Source organism: Psychrobacter raelei, assembly GCF_022631235.3.
GTDB lineage: Bacteria > Pseudomonadota > Gammaproteobacteria > Pseudomonadales > Moraxellaceae > Psychrobacter > Psychrobacter raelei.
The window spans coordinates 537429-554532 of record NZ_CP093310.2 but is presented as its reverse complement, the minus strand read 5'-3'; the positions used below and the strand labels follow the sequence as shown (position 1 = coordinate 554532).

The window sequence follows — 17104 nt, the reverse complement described above, 5'->3', positions numbered from 1 at the left end:
CGCCTATCAAGCGCTGGCACACGTGACATAAAACAACAACAGCCAGACGCTTAACTGACTTTATGGCTTATGCCCTATTACTCACTTAACCGATTACTTAGTTAATTACTCAATATGGACACCCAATATGTCTGATTTACATCACTTATCCATTGCAAAACTGGTAGATGGCTTACAGAACCAGCACTTTAGCAGTGTCGAATTAACCGATCATTTTTTAAAGCGTATCAATACGTTAGATAAAAAAGTTAACAGCTTTATTACCATCGATGAAGAAGGCGCCCGTCAAGCGGCACAACAAGCCGATGACAGACGCAGCGCAGGCGATAACTCAGTTTTACTGGGTCTGCCTATGGCGCACAAAGATCTGTTCTGTACCAAGGGACTATTGACCACTTCAGGCTCAAAGATACTACACAACTTCGTCTCCCCTTATGACGCCACTATCGTATCAAACATCCGTGAAGCGGGCGCTGTGTGCTTAGGTAAACTCAATATGGACGAGTTTGCGATGGGCTCAGATAACGAAAGCTCATACTATGGTGCCGTGCATAACCCTTGGGACTTAAGCCGTGTGCCTGGTGGCTCATCTGGTGGCTCTGCTGCTGCCGTGGCTGCCGGCTTCGTGCCTTTTGCAACAGGTAGTGATACAGGTGGTTCTATTCGCCAGCCAGCCTCATTTTGTGGTTTAACCGGTATTAAGCCTACCTACGGCCGTGTGTCACGCTTTGGTATGATTGCCTACGCTTCAAGCTTAGATCAGGCCGGTACGTTCGGCCGCTCAGCACAAGACTGCGCGTATTTATTACAGCCCATGGCCGGTCATGATGCCCGTGATGCGACCTCCATCAAGCGTGATGTACCTGATTATGTGGCAGACTTACAATCGGCCGCCGCACAAGCAGACGCTGACAAGCCTTTTGCCGGTCTACGTATCGGTGTGGCCAAAGAATACTTCGGTAAAGGACTAGACGCGGAAGTAGATGCCAACGTTCGCGCCGCCTTAAAGCAATATGAAGAGCTGGGTGCCACCATTGTCGAGGTGAACATCACTGACCCTGAGATTACTCTAGCCACTTACTATATGTTGGCCCCTGCTGAGGCCTCATCGAACCTATCACGCTTTGATGGGGTACGTTTTGGTTACCGCTGTGAGGACCCTAAAGACTTGGCTGACTTATATACCCGCTCACGCTCTGAAGGCTTTGGGGTGGAAGTACAGCGCCGTATCTTGATGGGTACTTATGCACTATCAGCCGGCTATTTTGATGCCTATTACACCAAGGCACAAAAAGTTCGCCGCCTGATTTTACAAGACTTCAAAAACGCCTTTGAGAAGTGTGATGTGATTGCCAGTCCTACTGCGCCTACGGCAGCCTATAAGCTAGATGCCGCCCTAGATCCGGTGACCATGTACCTAGGTGACGTCTACACCATCGGCGTAAACCTTGCCGGTCTACCTGCCATCAGCATGCCAGCGGGCTTCACCGAATCAGGCTTACCTATTGGTCTACAGCTGATTGGTAACCATTGGGATGATAGCAAGCTGTTATCAACGGCACATATCTTCCAACAACACACTGACCATCACACTAAGCTATCTGCTACTGCACAGGAGAGCATCTAATGACTGCTATCACTGAAAGCAACACCACCCATCAGCCCGTTCGCAAAGAGTTATTAATCGATGGCTATGAAGTGGTCATTGGTATCGAGATTCACTGTCAGCTCAATACCGACAGTAAAATCTTCTCAAGCTCGCCCACTAAGTTTGGTAATGAGCCCAACACTCAGGCCAATATCGTTGACTTAGGCTTGCCTGGCGTATTACCAGTATTAAACGAGGGGCTTATCGAGCGTGCCTTGAAATTTGGCATCGGCGTCAACGCTGAGCTGGGTCTGCTCAATACTTTTGATCGTAAAAACTACTTCTACCCTGATCTGCCAAAAGGCTATCAGATTACCCAGATGGAAAATCCCATCGTCGGTAAAGGCTACATTGATGTTATCGTTAATGAAGGCCAGAAGAATGAATATGCCAAACGCATCGGCATCACCCGTGGCCATTTAGAAGAAGATGCCGGTAAATCAGTGCATGATGCGGTACCCGGCATGACTGGTGTGGACTTAAACCGTGCTGGCACGCCGCTTATTGAAATTGTCTCTGAGCCTGACATGCGCTCAGCCAGCGAAGCGGTGGCGTACATTAAAGCCATTCATCAGCTGGTTACTTGGCTTGATATCTCAGATGCCATCATGGCAGAAGGCTCATTCCGCTGCGACTGTAACGTGTCTGTGCGTCAGCCGGGCGAAGAGTTTGGTACCCGTACTGAGCTTAAAAACCTAAACTCATTTCGTAACATCGAAAATGCGATCAAACGTGAAATCGAGCGTCAAATCGACATCATTGAAGATGGCGGAAAAGTCGTCCAAGCTACCATGCTGTATGATCCAGAGGCCGATGAAACACGCATCATGCGTACCAAAGAAGACGCGGACGATTACCGCTACTTCCCAGATCCTGACTTATTGCCAGTACGTATCGAGCAAGAGACCGTAGATGCCATTCGTGCCAGCATGCCAGAGCTGCCTGTGGTGCGCCGTGAGCGCTTTAGCACTGAGCTTGGCTTATCAGAGTATGATGCCCGCATCTTGACCGATAGCCGTGAATTGGCAGACTATTTTGAGAGCGTATTAGCCACAGTGGGTACTGAGCACGCTAAGCTGGCCGCCAACTGGATTATGGGTGACCTACTTGGCGCCTTAAACAAAGATGACAAGACCATTACCGACTCGCCCATTAGCGAAGTACAATTGGCTGGTCTGCTAAAACGTCTTAATGACAACACCCTATCAGGTAAGCTGGCCAAGCAAGTATTTACTGCGCTATATGACGGTGAAGGCGGCAATGAGGCTGATGCAGCAGACAAGATCATCGAGGCCAAAGGCTTAAAGCAAGAGACGGATACTGGCGCTATTAAAGCCATCGTGGAAGAGGTCATTGCTAACAACCAAGCCATGGTTGATGAATATAAAGGCGGTAAAGAGAAAGCCTTTAACGGTCTAGTCGGTCAAGTAATGAAAGCCAGCCGTGGTAAAGCCAATCCACAGCAAGTTAACCAGATTCTAAAAGAGTTGTTGGGTTAATCCAAGCTTAAAGCTTCATTCAGTATCTTTAGAATTTAAAAGGTAGGTCATTGTTAATGGCCTACCTTTTTTCATGTAATATTATAAATAATCTACTGTTAAAAATTTCGAATTTTAGCTTAATATCTACTTATTAAAGATTCTTGATATGGAATTATTATGTCAAAACCAGCAAACAAAAGTAGCGCCCTTTATGTTTTTATGACTTGGCTTGCATCTATTGGTCTAGTGACTATCTTTTATCATTTATTCTGGAGAACGATTGCAGACTCAATTTATATGAAGGGTTTTTTTGACCTCTCTATATACACTACTATCTTTAGTGTCATTACCCTTGTCGTATTACTCATTAATAGTGGCGTGATTTTTATTATTATAAAATTTCCAAAAATAAGAAATGATTTCTTTATCAATCTTTGGCATTTTACTTGCCTACTCACTTACTTTTTTAGCTTAATCTACTTTCACAATTTCTATCTTCAGTTTTTTTTAAGACCCAGCGTTGAAATACGTGAAAGCTTTAATACTTACTCCTATATAAGTGTCTTCATCTTATCTATTTCACTTATTATTTGGTTAATAACATTTAGTCAGCAGACACTTAAGCTCAAAACACCTACTTGGCTAATGATAACTTTAACAATATTAACGATAGGCTTATTTGAGTTTTTTTGGCTGTTTATAGATATTGTTAGCAGTATGTAGTGTATATTTAGTTAGAAATAATGAATCTAAGCCAAATAATCATAACCCCTTGCAAAATTTCTAATATTAAGTAAAATAGCAGTCCATCGGGGCGTAGCGCAGTCTGGTAGCGCACTACACTGGGGGTGTAGTGGTCGCAGGTTCAAATCCTGCCGTTCCGACCATATATTAAAAAGACCTGTCATATTTATATGGCAGGTCTTTTTTTATAGGCGTAACTATTTGATTGATTGACTTATTGTCAATTCACTGCACGCCAGTACCTGCTATAATGGCGCGACCCTTTAATACCTTTAACAACATCAATATCTTCATTACAAACCTTTAGAACAGGCGGTCAGTCAGTGATTGACTGCTTTTTTTCATCTTATTTTTTAGTGAGTTATTCATGTCAAAAAATACACAATCCCTAAATCCTGCCATTGACACCGCCACTCTATTAATCAAATGTAAAGACCAAGCTGGCATCGTCCAAGCCGTCTCTGAATTTATCCATCGTTATGGCGCTAATATCATTACTTTAGACCAATACTCAACCGCACATGAAGGCGGCCAGTATTTTATGCGCCTAGAGTTCGCCTTAGCTGGATTAAGTGAGATTATTGAAAACTTCGAGGCCAGTTTTTCGCACACAGTGGCCAAACGTTATGAGATGCAGTGGCGCTTGCATGACAATGCGATTAAGACCAAAGTAGGCATACTGGTCTCGAAATTTGACCACGCCCTGCTCGACTTATTATGGCGTCATCAGCGTGGCTTATTAGATTGTGATATTACCTGCGTAGTCAGCAACCATAATGATCTACGCCAAGCGGTAGAAAACTTTGGTATTCCTTTTCATCACGTACAAGTCACCAAAGATAATAAAGCCGAGGCTGAAGAACAAATTCATCAGATTATGGCTGGTAATGATTTACTGGTATTGGCGCGTTACATGCAAATTTTGTCTGAAGACTTCGTCAGTCGTTGGCCCATGCAGATTATCAATATCCACCACTCCTTCTTGCCAGCTTTCGTCGGCGCCGACCCCTATCGCCAAGCCTTTGACAAAGGGGTAAAACTAATTGGGGCCACAGCGCACTACGTGACCGCCGATCTGGATCAAGGCCCGATTATCGAGCAGGATGTGCACCGAGTTACTCACCGTCAAGGGGTTGCCGAGCTGCGTGCTATTGGCCGTGACGTGGAGCGTAATGTGCTGGCACGTGCGGTAAACTGGCATGTACAAAACCGAGTGATTGTCAGTGGTAATAAGACCATTGTGTTTAACTGATAGTAATAAAAGAATAGCTAAAAAAGTGGGTGGCGTTTTTACAACACCACCCACTTTTTTATTGTCTAATTTTTTTGCTTATCTTAATTGCTTATCTTTATTACTTACTTATAAAACGACTGCCTTCAGCTGGCTCAATTAACAACCTTACGCCCATCTCAGAGATTTCACAAACATATACTCCTTCTCCAACGACTCCTATGGCCCGTTGGTGGGTCTTTTGCAAAATATAATTAGAGAAAGCGTGATCTAATAACTCTGCCACTTTGGCCTTAGCTTCTGATGGTGATAGCTCGGGATTTAACGCCAACACGGAAGCCGTCACTAACTGTGATAATTTAGCCCCCGATTTTTCTAACTGCTCATTGGAGGGCATGGTGTAAATTAACGCTTCTAGCACTCCAGAATCATTCACCTCGCCGGTAAGGCTTATGTGATGCGGATAATCTATTATAAAGGCATCACCTAAGTCTCCTTCTGCAATCTTGGTCACGGTCATAGCCGCAAATTCAGTATTGGCAAGTAACTCATTTAGCTTATTGCCATAATCTTCAGCTTTAATATCAAAGTTTGGCTTTTTAATCAACTTGGCAGCTTGGCCATGATTCGGGGTCTGAGTATGACCAATAGGGGCCACATCTTCTGTATTAGTTACAGCCGCTTTAGGTTCCGCCTTTTCCGACTCTGCATTACAGCCTGCGATTAAAATTATGCAGGCAGTTAGGGCACTCAGCACTGGCTTTTTCATGGCTTATCCTAATTATCATATTTCATCTATTTAAATAGCTATTTTATCGTTATAAACCAAATTTATTGGTTTAAAAAAGCCCATAAATCATAATGATCTATGGGCTTTAATCAGACTAAATCTTGTCTTAACGAACCGCATCGCCCCAAGTCGGCACAACCATCTTCATTAATGGCTTTAACAGTTTAACGTTACAGGCAAAAATAGAGCCCGTTTCCATCGCTTTGTGAGCGCCATTATGATCCACTACCACGCCGCGCGCTTCGTTGACCAACAGTTCGCCGGCAGCGATATCCCAAGGCTTTAACTTCATTTCAAAGTAACCATCAAAGCGGCCAGCGGCTACATAAGCCAAATCTAGCGCTGCTGAGCCCAGACGGCGAACTTGCCCCCCTTCTTCAGCGATTTTTTGTAACGTAGCAAAATGCTCTTTGGCATAAGAGACCACTTGATCACCGCGTTGACGCTCAAGCGGGTGGCCTGTCGTGAATAAGCCGCCTTCGATGGTTTTGCGCTGGCTGACTTGCAGACGGCGCTGATTTAGACGAGCACCTTTACCACGGCTTGCTGAGAACATCTCATCACGGATAGGATCATAAATAACGCCATGTTCAGTAACGCCGTTATGCTGCACTGCGATAGAAATACAAAAATGAGGAACGCCATGTACGAAATTGTGCGTACCATCTAGTGGGTCGATAATCCAGCACCATTCAGAGTCGCTACCTTGGCCTTCTTGTAAGCCAAACTCTTCTCCCAAAAACGAATGATTGGGATAGTTGTATTTTAAAGTTTCGATAGTCAATTCTTCACTAAATCGGTCAATCTTAGTGACAAGACCTTCAAGGCCTTTAGACTCGGTATCGAATTCAATTTTGTGGCGGTTTTGATGCGCTTTTAATAGCTCAGCACCGACTTTTTCAGCAGCGCGGGCTGCTATTACGACCATTGGTTCCATAATTTTCCTATTTGCTCGACTAAAGCGGTTAAAAACTCAGCTGAAATACTCAGTTGAGTGGTGTTGATTTAAGAAGGAGAAAAAACAGCGGGGCCAAGCGTGGCCCATATTTTGTGATTGAGGTTAAAACCTATTTTTAAGCAGGTCATACCGCTTATTTTACCGCAAGTAGCGCCTGCAGGTGAGCAGTAACGCCAGCCACATCTAAGCCACATTCGGCCAATTGTTGTTCATGGCTACCATGCGCGATAAACTCATCAGCAATACCAATATTTTTTATACGCACGCCTTGCTGAATGCACGCGGTGTGATTGAGTAAATACTCATTAACCGCACTGCCGGCGCCGCCCATGACTGCATGCTCTTCTAAAGTTACCATATGGGTATAGCCTTGCGCCAACAGCTCATCTAACAGCTGGGTGTCCAGTGGCTTAACCCAGCGCATATTTACCACGCTCACAGTAATGGCACCAAGCTCGGTGGCAGCAATTAAGTTTTGCGCCGCCGCTTCAGCGGTAGTGACCATGGGTCCAAAGGCCAGTAGCGCAATCTTTACTTCAGGCTGAGCGCTTGAGTCTGAATGATAAGTCGACTCAATCACCCCTTTACCGACCTCATAGCACTGAGCAGGTTTAACAATAGTAGCACCAGGGCCGGTACCACGAGGGTAACGTACCGCACTTGGGCCTTGATACTCATAGCATGTGTTGAGTAACTGGTAGCACTCATGTTCATCTTTTGGGGTGGCAACGATTAAGTTTGGCACGCAGCGCATATAAGCCAAATCAAACACGCCTGCATGGGTCGCCCCATCTTCCCCGACCAAGCCTGCCCGGTCAATCCCGAAAGTGACATCTAGATTTTGTAAGGCCACATCATGAATCAGCTGATCATAACCACGCTGCAAAAAAGTGGAATAAATCGCGACCACAGGCTTAACGTCTAAAGTGGCCATACCCGCTGCCAAAGTCACGGCATGCTGCTCAGCAATCGCCACATCAAAAAACTGCTTAGGATAACGCTGTGCAAACTCCGTCATACCAGAGCCGGACTCCATAGCCGGTGTAATGGCAATCAGCTTTGGGTCTACTGCCGCTTTATCGCATAAAAAGTCGCCGAAAACATCAGAGTATTTTTTCTTAGTCAGCTGAGTTGGGGCACTTTGGACAGATGCTTGTTTTTCGAAGTTGGCTTGAGAGTCGGCAGCTTTGGGCTCTAGTTTTTCGGGCAATTTGCTAATAGCATGGTATTTTACCGGATCGCCTTCAGCGGGGATAAAGCCTTTACCTTTGGTGGTATAGACATGGACCAGTACCGGCCCTGAGACGTTTTTGGCACGCTCAAGCACCCTTAGTAACTCAGGTAGGTCATGACCATCAAAGGGGCCAAAATAGGTAAAGCCAATGGCTTTAAATAAGTTATCAGCCACTTGGGGAATATCGCGTATGGCGCTGTGACGTGCTCGGCGATCCGCCAAAGGCATCTCAGGACGATGCGTCAGCTTAGGCTTTCCACCTGCCGTAATATCTACCTGATAGCCTGATTCCCAAAGCATGGCCAAGTGGCGCGAAAAGCCCCCAATTGAGCAAGAGATCGACATGTCATTGTCGTTGAGAACCACCAATAAATCAGCGTCTTGTTGCACTGCATCATTTAAAGCTTCAAAAGCCATACCACCGGTCATGGCGCCATCACCAATCACACAAGCGACTTTGGCATCTGACTTGAGGTGACGCAGCGCTAAGCTCATGCCTAAGCCTGCTGAAATCGAGGTAGAAGAATGGCCTACCCCAAAGGTATCATATTCAGACTCTTGACGCTCAGGAAAAGCAGTCAGACCTTGCTTGGCACGAATAGTGGCCAAACGATCTCTACGACCAGTCAACACTTTATGGGCATAGGCCTGATGACCGACGTCCCAGACCAGCTTATCTTTTGGGGTATCTAATAGGTAATGCAAAGCGATGGTTAATTCAATCACCCCCAAGTTTGCACCAAAATGTCCGCCGCTTTGACCGGCAGAATATAGCAAGTATTCACGTAACTCATCTGCTAAAACAAGCAACTGAGCCTGAGATAAGGGTTTTAAATCAGCAGGAGACTCTATACTATCTAATAAAGGGGTCGTAGGACGTGTTGTAGGAATTGCACTAAATAGGCGCATGGCTGCCGGCTTTTTTGCCACAGCATCCGAAATGGCCATATCAACACTGTTATCTTCAGAGGTTGAGTCCATTTGTTGCGAGGGCGCAGGCTTGGGCGTAGTGGAGTTAGAATATTGCTGCATAGACCTTACAAAACCTACTAATCTTAGTATAGACGCTGTCTATCGAATTGAGGTAATTCAACTCAATATTAAAATTGCTTATGCTGGGATATAAAAGTACCACAACCTTAAGCGGAGCATCAGTGTGAGTGAATATGGGTATAAAATAATTATCTGTCTTTTGACACATGTGCACCATTTTGGCGTACATTGATAAGATATCAGACCTATGCATCTTCTGCACAGATTAAAACCCGTTCCAGTAGTCATTATTGCGGCAGTCTGTATTTTAAGACTTGATATTTAGGCATCTGCCGTCATTTACTTCCCTATGATAAGTTATAATGGTATAGCGACACCATACCGTCTTAATCAAAAGAATAATTATAGTGGACCAGCGACTAACCGCTTGGTAGGTCTCTTGTAAGCCAGCCAAGCTTCACTGACGCCAACACTGTATCGGGATTAAGAGTATGGCATAATAGCATTTTTTTTCATTTAGCGCTTTATTCATCGGACTGGCTGTGTGAATTTTCTATGTTTTTAATCGCAGTTTGTTTGACAATGCAGGGTGATTAAGCCCTAAAGCGCTTGGTTTGCCTTGATATATCAACCTAACTCACTCCTCCTTCACGAATATGACTCTTTAGGTCTGTAATGTCTCAACTACCTTCAACAAACGAAACTCACTCTCCTTATAAATTCATCAGTAAAGCCCGTCTCCCAACGGCGCATGGTCAATTTGATATCCACGTGTTTGAGAATGCAGAAGGCCAAGAGCATGTTATGCTCACTTGCGGCTTGCCGACTGATAACACTGATGATGTAGCCAATAAAGAGAAACTGCCACCTTTGGTACGTATCCATTCTGAGTGTCTAACTGGTGATGCTTTTTCCTCTTTAAAATGCGACTGCGGTCCCCAGCTAAATGCAACGATGCAGGCCATACAACAAGAAGGATGTGGCGCTATTTTGTATTTGCGTCAAGAGGGGCGCGGTATTGGACTGACCAATAAAATCCGAGCTTATGCACTACAAGATCAAGGTCACGATACACTCGATGCCAACCTGTTGCTCGGCCTACCCGCTGATGCCAGAACGTATGAAATGTGTAAGCCCATGCTCGATCATGTGGGCATCAGCAAGCTGCGTCTTATGACCAACAATCCAGATAAACTCAGCTATCTAGAAGACTTAGGCTTTGAGGTGGTGGAGCGTATTCCGCTGGTAGTGGGACTTAATCCTTTTAATGTGGATTATTTGGCCACCAAGCGTGAGCGCATGGGTCATCATTTGAACAATGACATCTCCTCTTTAGTATTTAAGCCCATCTCGGAGCAATAATACTTCAGTTACTATTTTTGCGAGCGATATAAATCTACCCCTGACTTAATGGAGCATGGTATGAGCTTAACCAACACTGGCATCAATAATGCCGCCCCAATTGTTGATAATCCTGATAGCCCCACTGCCAAGGACATTCAGCGTGTACGCGATTTTTTGATTCAGTTACAAGCCAATATCTGCCAAGCTCTAGAACAACAAGAAATCGACGGCGGTGGTTCAGCGACTTTTGTGCCCGACGATTGGCAACGCCCTGAGGGCGGCGGTGGTCGCTCTTGCGTTATGGCCGATGGTGCGGTTATCGAAAAAGCGGGGGTTATGTTTAGCCACATTCATATCAGCAATCTGCCTGCCACCGCCACTGCTCGCCATCCTGACATTACTGGCCGTAAAGCTCAGGCCATGGGCGTGTCACTTGTGGTGCATCCGCGCAACCCAAATGTGCCTACCAGCCATGCTAATGTGCGCTTGTTTGTCGCTGAAAAAGAAGGCGAAGATCCGATTTGGTGGTTTGGTGGCGGCTTTGATTTAACCCCTTTTTATCCTGTCCTAGAGGACTGTGTGCATTGGCATCACATATGCCATGAGCTGTGTGCGCCTTTTGGTGAAGAGATTTATCCTGAATTTAAAAAATGGTGTGACGATTATTTTTATCTGCGCCACCGCAATGAGCAGCGCGGCGTGGGTGGTCTGTTCTATGATGACGTCAATACCCAAAGCCGCGGCTGGGACTTTGAGACTTGCTTTAAATTTATGCAAGCGGTCGGCCAAGGTTATCTAGATGGCATAATTCCTATTTTTGAAAAGCGCAAACAATTGCCATACACCGAGCAGCAACGAGAGTTTCAGCTGTATCGCCGTGGCCGCTACGTAGAGTACAACTTGGTTTATGATCGGGGTACTTTATTCGGCTTGCAAAGTAATGGACGCATTGAGTCAATTTTGGTCAGCTTACCACCGCTGACTGGCTGGCAGTATCGTTATGAGCCAGAGGCTGGCACCCCTGAATATGAGCTTACAGATTTTTATCTAAAACCGCGTGATTGGCTGGCCCTATAGACTGTGCGCTGGCGTAAATAGCTAACAAAGATATCTGCGCCTGATAAATAAGCCAACCGTGCCTTGTTAACAATATATCCACATTTGACTTGAGCAATTTAAAAATTCTTTGCTAGTATTAGTCCTATGCAATCTACTTGATACCCCATGACTTTTGAACCGCGCATTTTTAGGTATTGCTTACAAGCATTTTAAAAAGAAATATAAGTAGGGAGCTTTACGTTAAAACAACAACAGCAAGGAGACAGCCATGCCGATTAAATCTTTAATGCTAGCCACTTTATTGCCCTTAAGCTTAGCCCTATCCGCTTGTAACTCAGGCGGCGTAAGCTCAGATGTGAGCGCACGTCAAGACACCATGAAAAACTGGAAAGATACCAAAGACTCAATGGAGAGCATGATCAAATCTCCGCAAAGCTTTGATGCTGCTAAGTTTAAAGAAGATACCCAGTTTTTGGCGGATGATGCCTTGACCCCTTGGCAACATTTCCAAGACAAAGCGGCAGTGGGTGGCGCCAACACGACTGTTTGGTCGAACCCAGAAGGCTTTACAGCCGCAGCAGAAAAATTCAAACAAGCCGCAACCAACCTAAACACTGTGGCGCAAAGTGCGACCACAGCAGATCAAGTTCAGCCCGCCTTTAATGAATTAGGCGAAAGCTGCAAGTCTTGTCACCAAGAGTTCAAAGCCAAGTAAGCTGCCCTTTTATTGCAGCAAGATTGTGCCTAAAAAGCGCCTGTAACCAAATAATGAGCGCCGCCCCATAAGTTAGGTCTAACGTATGGGGCGGCGCTCAAATTCACTTACGGCTGCTTTTATGAGCGCAGCTTTGTGACACCTGTTGGGCGCTTACCATGTTGTCTATTAAAGCTTGGGCTGAGGCATCACTAAAATCCAAGGTGCGAATCGGAAAAGGTATACTGACCCCGGCCGCATCCAAATGTGATTTTGTCTGTACAATCACTTCATGAATAGAGGCCACCTTATTGGCCTGTGTCCCATCATCGATATACCAGCGCACCTTCAAGTCAATGCTTGAGCCACTAAATTCAGTCGCCACCACCGAAGGCTCAGCCAACTTAGAGACGGTCTCAGACTGCTTTAATGCCTCTAGTATCGCCGCTTTCGCCTCATTAATATCATCTTGATAACTAATGCCGACCGTCAGCTCTAACCGGCGACGCTTATACGCCGTATTCACTGTTAATGCACTGGTATACAGCTGAGAATTGGGGATGACCACTTGTCGCCCATCATAGGTGCGAATGGTGGTCGCACGTACCTTAATGTCTTCAACCGTCCCTTCATAGTCTCCTGAGACAATCTGATCTCCGATACGAAACGGCTCAGACAGCAGCAATAAAATACCGGACAACAGATTTTGGAAGATGTCCTTGAAGGCAAAACCGATGGCCACCGAACCAATGCCCAGCGCACCGACCAATTTGGCAGGTGTGAACCCAGGGATGGCAATGACCATGGCCACCATCACTCCCACGAAGATAATGAGTGCGCCACCAATACGCTGAAAAACCCTGATCAAGTTACGGTGGGTGTGCGTCTTTAATAATAGCTTAGTGACAAGCTTTTTGAACAGTATCGACAGCAGCCAAAACAGCAGCAGCACCGATAAGGCCACAATAAAATAAGGCAGCCGTACGATAAAGTCATTCACCATTTGATTGGCAGCAGATGCTATGGTCTGGTATTCGTTAATCTTATCGCTGACACTATCAAGCTGTGGCATAGTACTCCTATTGGGCAATTTAAGCGGCTTTCTTCAATTCTAACGCTTTTTTGAGGCAGTTTTTAGGACTGTTTTTTATTAGTCGGTTAATTTTGAGTTAAAAAAAACCGGTTCTACTGTTAGCAAAACCGGCGTTAATACCTCTTAGTGACCTTTTTGACTTCCTCCCCTCCCTAAAGTGAGGGGATTCCTACAGCTAGACGGTCAAGCCCGACCGCAAATCTTAGAGGTGGCTACCGCCTTGCAATTCACACCTTGCATCTAAGATTCTTATTTCAAACTAACCCTACCGTTAAGATTGTCTGTTGACACGAGCTAGTTTGAGGGTGTGTGTGGAATACCATCTACCAGTCAAGACACTGCGTACTCGCAATTTATACTTGTCTTAGCTGTTTTTTGTAGATGGTTTAACTTAATAGCTGATTGATTGTAGCAACCTTGTCGCCTTATATCCACCCTCTGAAGTGGGTGGTTTTAGGGCGACCGGTGATAAAACGTGTTAAGTTTATAACGCTTTAGAGGCACAGTATTCACTTGTACAATCTATTAACCCATAAGATCAGCCTGTACCACTTCAATCCAGTAACCATCAACATCTTTGATAAACACCACGTTCTTCATTTTCCCCTCTTCTGGGCGTTTTTTGAACTCTACGTTGTTTTTATCAAACCACTCTACGGCGGCAGTTAAGTCAGGGACGCTAAAGCAAATGTGACCAAAACCTTGTGGCTCAGCATTGCCGTCATGATAAATACGTCCTGGCTGGGTCTCGGTGCCATAGTTATGGGTCAACTCTAAAATACCACGTTGACGGAAAGTATAAATCGCTAATTCTTCGTTTTCTGGCAAATTGGCGCGCTCGTCATCGGTTAATTTGGCCAAAAAGTACAAATCAAATGCCATTTCTGGGAATTTTTTTACCGTCAAAAGCGTCATACCCAGCACACCGGTATAAAATTCAAGCGACGCTTTGGGGTCTTTAACCCGTAGCATGGTGTGGTTAAAAGTATAACCTGTGGTTGCCGCAGCAATCGGCTGTACGCCATCTACCACAACGGAGCCTTTGGGTTGGTCAACATAATTAACAGACATTATTACATCCTTTATATCAAATACATCACTGATAAAAACAGTATCTAGTACCACGACCACCTAGCCTAAAAGGCATTTGAATCAAGCCGGTTACCCTATACTGTTTATCGGGGCAAAAACTTACATGGGCAAAAATTCAACTTCACCGGTATCTAAGTTGTATTCGGCACCCACAATGAGCAGCTCACCGGTACGGTTCATGTCTTCAAGTAGGCGTGAGGCATGCTTTAATTGGCTCACAGACATACGCACATTGGCACTGATTGAGCTATCAATAAGTTTTTGTTTATCTACCTCACCACCTTTGGCCGTAGCCAACTCATGTAGGTTATAGACACTGGGCCGAATACGATCAACGATAGATTGCAAGTTGGTGGTATAGTTTTGCTCTGGGTTCATCAAAGCATCCACGCAAGCGGTCACCGCGCCGCAATTTGAATGGCCAAGTACCACAACCAAACGGGTATCAAACTTCTCAACAGCAAATTCGATAGAACCAATTTGGGAAGGTGCGACCACATTACCAGCAACACGAATAACAAACAAGTCACCTAGGCCTTGGTCAAATACAATTTCAACCGGCACACGGGCATCTGAGCAGCCAAGAATAATGGCAAAAGGATCTTGCTCTGAGATCAGCTCATGACGCGTGGCGACCGCATTTCCAGGGTTATTTAAGCTTTTGACATAGCGATCATTACCAACTTTTAACCACTGCAGGGCTTCCTCGCCAGTTTTTGGTCTCTCTCCTGAGTTTCTTGATGGCATAATTATAATCTCATTATAGTTTAAGGTATTAAAAAGGTGCCGTAGCTGACGACATCTGCGCTAATTTTAGCATAGGCACTGGGCATTCTTAGCCCTTAATCTGCTCAGCTTTACAGACACTGCACAATTTCTTTTTAAGCGAAACGGCTTTATTAAGCTACTCTTTATGCTGTCTGTTTGCTGACTTATCTGCTGTTTTTTATCCTATTATTGAGTTTATTTGGCCGGTGCGTTATCGATAAGCCCTACTCGCAGTTAACTCATAACGTCATAGCTAGAGTTAGCGTTAAAGTTAGCTCATAATCGCCAGACAGCATAAAGCCCTAACAAGTAGGGCTTTATTGATAAACAGCTTAAGAGTGAGCTTAGCGCCTTTGCTGGATTACACTTCTAGATAATCCAAGATGCCTTTGGCCGCTTCACGACCTTCCCAAATGGCAGTGACCACTAGGTCCGAGCCTCGCACCATATCACCGCCAGCAAAAATCTTAGGGTTGCTGGTCTGAAACTTAAAGCCTTGCTCTTCAGGCGCCAAAACGCGCCCTGAGTTATCAACCTTAACTGCGCTTTGCTCAAACCAGTCAGCAGGACTTGGGCGGAAGCCAAAGGCCATAATAACCGCATCACATTCAATAATCTCTTCTGAATTGGGAATGGGCTCAGGACGCTGACGACCTCGGTTATCTGGTTTGCCCAGCTGAGTGGTCACCACTTTCACACCGGTCACTTGACCATTTAGCCCCACAATCTGAGTCGGCTGACGGTTAAATAAAAACTCAACCCCCTCCTCTTTGGCATTTTTTACTTCACGTAGCGAGCCTGGCATGTTGGCTTCATCTCGGCGATAGGCACAGACCACACGCTCAGCACCTTGACGGATGGCAGTACGGTTACAATCCATGGCGGTATCGCCGCCGCCTAACACCACAACCTTTTTGTCTTTTAGGTTGATGTACTGGCTTGGATCTTGTTCCCACTCATTGCAGCGATTGACGTTGGCAATTAAGTAATCTAGGGCATCATACACCCCAAATAGCTCTTCGCCTGGATAACCGCCACGCATATAAGTATACGTGCCCATGCCCATGAACACGGCATCGTAGTCTTCTAACAGCTCATCAATGGTCACATCTGTACCAATTTCGGTATTTAAGCGAAACTCAATACCCATGCCTTCAAATACTGTGCGGCGATTGCGCATCACCTGTTTTTCCATCTTAAATTCAGGAATACCAAAGGTTAATAAACCGCCAATTTCAGGGCGTTTATCAAACACAACAGGCTTCACACCCGCGCGCACCAAAATATCGGCACAGCCTAGACCAGCAGGACCGGCACCAATAATGGCCACCTTTTTATCCGTCCACTGTACATCACTCATATCTGGGCGCCAACCTAGGGCGAAGGCCGTATCGTTGATGTATTTTTCAACATTACCAATGGTCACAGCGCCAAAGCCATCATTTAAAGTACAAGCGCCTTCACATAATCTATCTTGGGGGCACACACGGCCACACACTTCAGGTAAAGTGTTGGTGCGGTGGCAAAGCTCAGCCGCTTGGAAAATCTGACCTTCAGTGGCAAGCTTTAACCAGTTAGGAATGTAGTTATGTACCGGACACTTCCATTCACAATAAGGGTTACCGCACTCTAAGCAGCGGTGGGCTTGCTGCGCCGCCTCAGTCGCCTCAAAGGGACTATAAATCTCCACAAATTCGGTAGAGCGGGTGACGATGTCTTTTTTCTCAGGCTCACGACGGGGCACGTCCAAAAACTGAAAATTGTTATTAATACGCTTCATTAGGGTTTTGTCTCCTTAAGTTGGTATTACATTTAGGACAATTATGGCCAAATAAAGGCTGCTGTTAATCATCTACTAAACGCAAAACCTGCCGCACGAGGGGGTGGCTACCCTCAGTTGGACAAAATATACGGGGTAAAAGTCAAGCAATTATCGGTTAAGCGCTGTGGCCTTAATCTATCAAGACCACAGCTT

At 45.4% G+C, this 17104-nt stretch carries 13 protein-coding genes and 1 tRNA gene; 7 read left to right on the top strand and 7 right to left on the bottom strand.

Annotation, left to right across the window (positions count from 1 at the left end; translation table 11 throughout):
* The first annotated feature begins 127 nt into the window (after positions 1–127).
* The 4 genes from gatA to purU all read left to right on the top strand — a co-directional run bounded on the left by gatA (position 128) and on the right by purU (position 5125).
* Positions 128–1627 carry an Asp-tRNA(Asn)/Glu-tRNA(Gln) amidotransferase subunit GatA gene (gatA, locus tag MN210_RS02245; RefSeq protein ID WP_110816096.1) on the top strand — a complete coding sequence of 500 codons (1500 nt, stop codon included), beginning with the start codon at positions 128–130 and terminating at the stop codon, positions 1625–1627.
* The gene (gatB, locus tag MN210_RS02240; RefSeq protein WP_241879073.1) at positions 1627–3147 is read left to right on the top strand and encodes an Asp-tRNA(Asn)/Glu-tRNA(Gln) amidotransferase subunit GatB; all 1521 of its coding nucleotides are present in this window, start codon (positions 1627–1629) and stop codon (positions 3145–3147) included. The genes gatA and gatB overlap by 1 nt, the downstream gene beginning before the upstream one ends.
* 792 nt (positions 3148–3939) lie before the next feature.
* A tRNA-Pro gene (locus MN210_RS02235) sits at positions 3940–4016 on the top strand.
* 224 nt (positions 4017–4240) lie between these two features.
* On the top strand, positions 4241–5125 hold the full coding sequence (gene purU, locus MN210_RS02230) for a formyltetrahydrofolate deformylase (protein ID WP_155586619.1): 885 nt from the start codon (positions 4241–4243) through the stop codon (positions 5123–5125).
* 100 nt (positions 5126–5225) lie between these two features.
* On the opposite strand, the gene MN210_RS02225 is transcribed toward purU, so the two are convergent.
* The 3 genes from MN210_RS02225 to dxs all read right to left on the bottom strand — a co-directional run bounded on the left by MN210_RS02225 (position 5226) and on the right by dxs (position 9118).
* Complete coding sequence (locus tag MN210_RS02225) at positions 5226–5873, bottom strand: hypothetical protein (RefSeq protein ID WP_241879072.1); 648 nt, start codon at positions 5871–5873, stop codon at positions 5226–5228.
* 127 nt (positions 5874–6000) lie between these two features.
* A complete protein-coding gene (locus tag MN210_RS02220; RefSeq protein WP_011959700.1) occupies positions 6001–6831 on the bottom strand; it encodes an inositol monophosphatase family protein in 831 nt (276 codons plus the stop codon).
* Positions 6832–6985: 154 nt separating this feature from the next.
* A complete protein-coding gene (gene dxs, locus MN210_RS02215; protein WP_425605627.1) occupies positions 6986–9118 on the bottom strand; it encodes a 1-deoxy-D-xylulose-5-phosphate synthase in 2133 nt (710 codons plus the stop codon).
* Positions 9119–9754: 636 nt separating this feature from the next.
* On the opposite strand from dxs, the gene ribA reads away from it, so the two are divergent.
* From ribA to MN210_RS02200, 3 genes are all read left to right on the top strand, one after another.
* On the top strand, positions 9755–10441 hold the full coding sequence (gene ribA, locus MN210_RS02210) for a GTP cyclohydrolase II (RefSeq protein ID WP_011959698.1): 687 nt from the start codon (positions 9755–9757) through the stop codon (positions 10439–10441).
* Positions 10442–10501: 60 nt separating this feature from the next.
* On the top strand, positions 10502–11500 hold the full coding sequence (hemF, locus tag MN210_RS02205) for an oxygen-dependent coproporphyrinogen oxidase (RefSeq protein WP_338412481.1): 999 nt from the start codon (positions 10502–10504) through the stop codon (positions 11498–11500).
* Between the two features lie 250 nt (positions 11501–11750).
* A complete protein-coding gene (locus MN210_RS02200) occupies positions 11751–12197 on the top strand; it encodes a c-type cytochrome (protein WP_110816091.1) in 447 nt (148 codons plus the stop codon).
* Between the two features lie 103 nt (positions 12198–12300).
* On the opposite strand, the gene MN210_RS02195 is transcribed toward MN210_RS02200, so the two are convergent.
* The 4 genes from MN210_RS02195 to MN210_RS02180 all read right to left on the bottom strand — a co-directional run bounded on the left by MN210_RS02195 (position 12301) and on the right by MN210_RS02180 (position 16909).
* Positions 12301–13248, bottom strand: coding sequence for a mechanosensitive ion channel family protein (locus MN210_RS02195; protein WP_011959695.1), 948 nt, complete (start codon positions 13246–13248; stop codon positions 12301–12303).
* A gap of 546 nt (positions 13249–13794) precedes the next feature.
* Positions 13795–14340, bottom strand: a complete 546-nt coding sequence (gene gloA / locus MN210_RS02190; protein ID WP_155586622.1) for a lactoylglutathione lyase — start codon at positions 14338–14340, stop codon at positions 13795–13797.
* A 120-nt stretch (positions 14341–14460) separates the two neighbouring features.
* Positions 14461–15108, bottom strand: a complete 648-nt coding sequence (locus MN210_RS02185; protein ID WP_011959693.1) for a carbonic anhydrase — start codon at positions 15106–15108, stop codon at positions 14461–14463.
* A gap of 382 nt (positions 15109–15490) precedes the next feature.
* On the bottom strand, positions 15491–16909 hold the full coding sequence (locus tag MN210_RS02180; protein ID WP_338412480.1) for a glutamate synthase subunit beta: 1419 nt from the start codon (positions 16907–16909) through the stop codon (positions 15491–15493).
* Positions 16910–17104 lie beyond the last annotated feature (195 nt).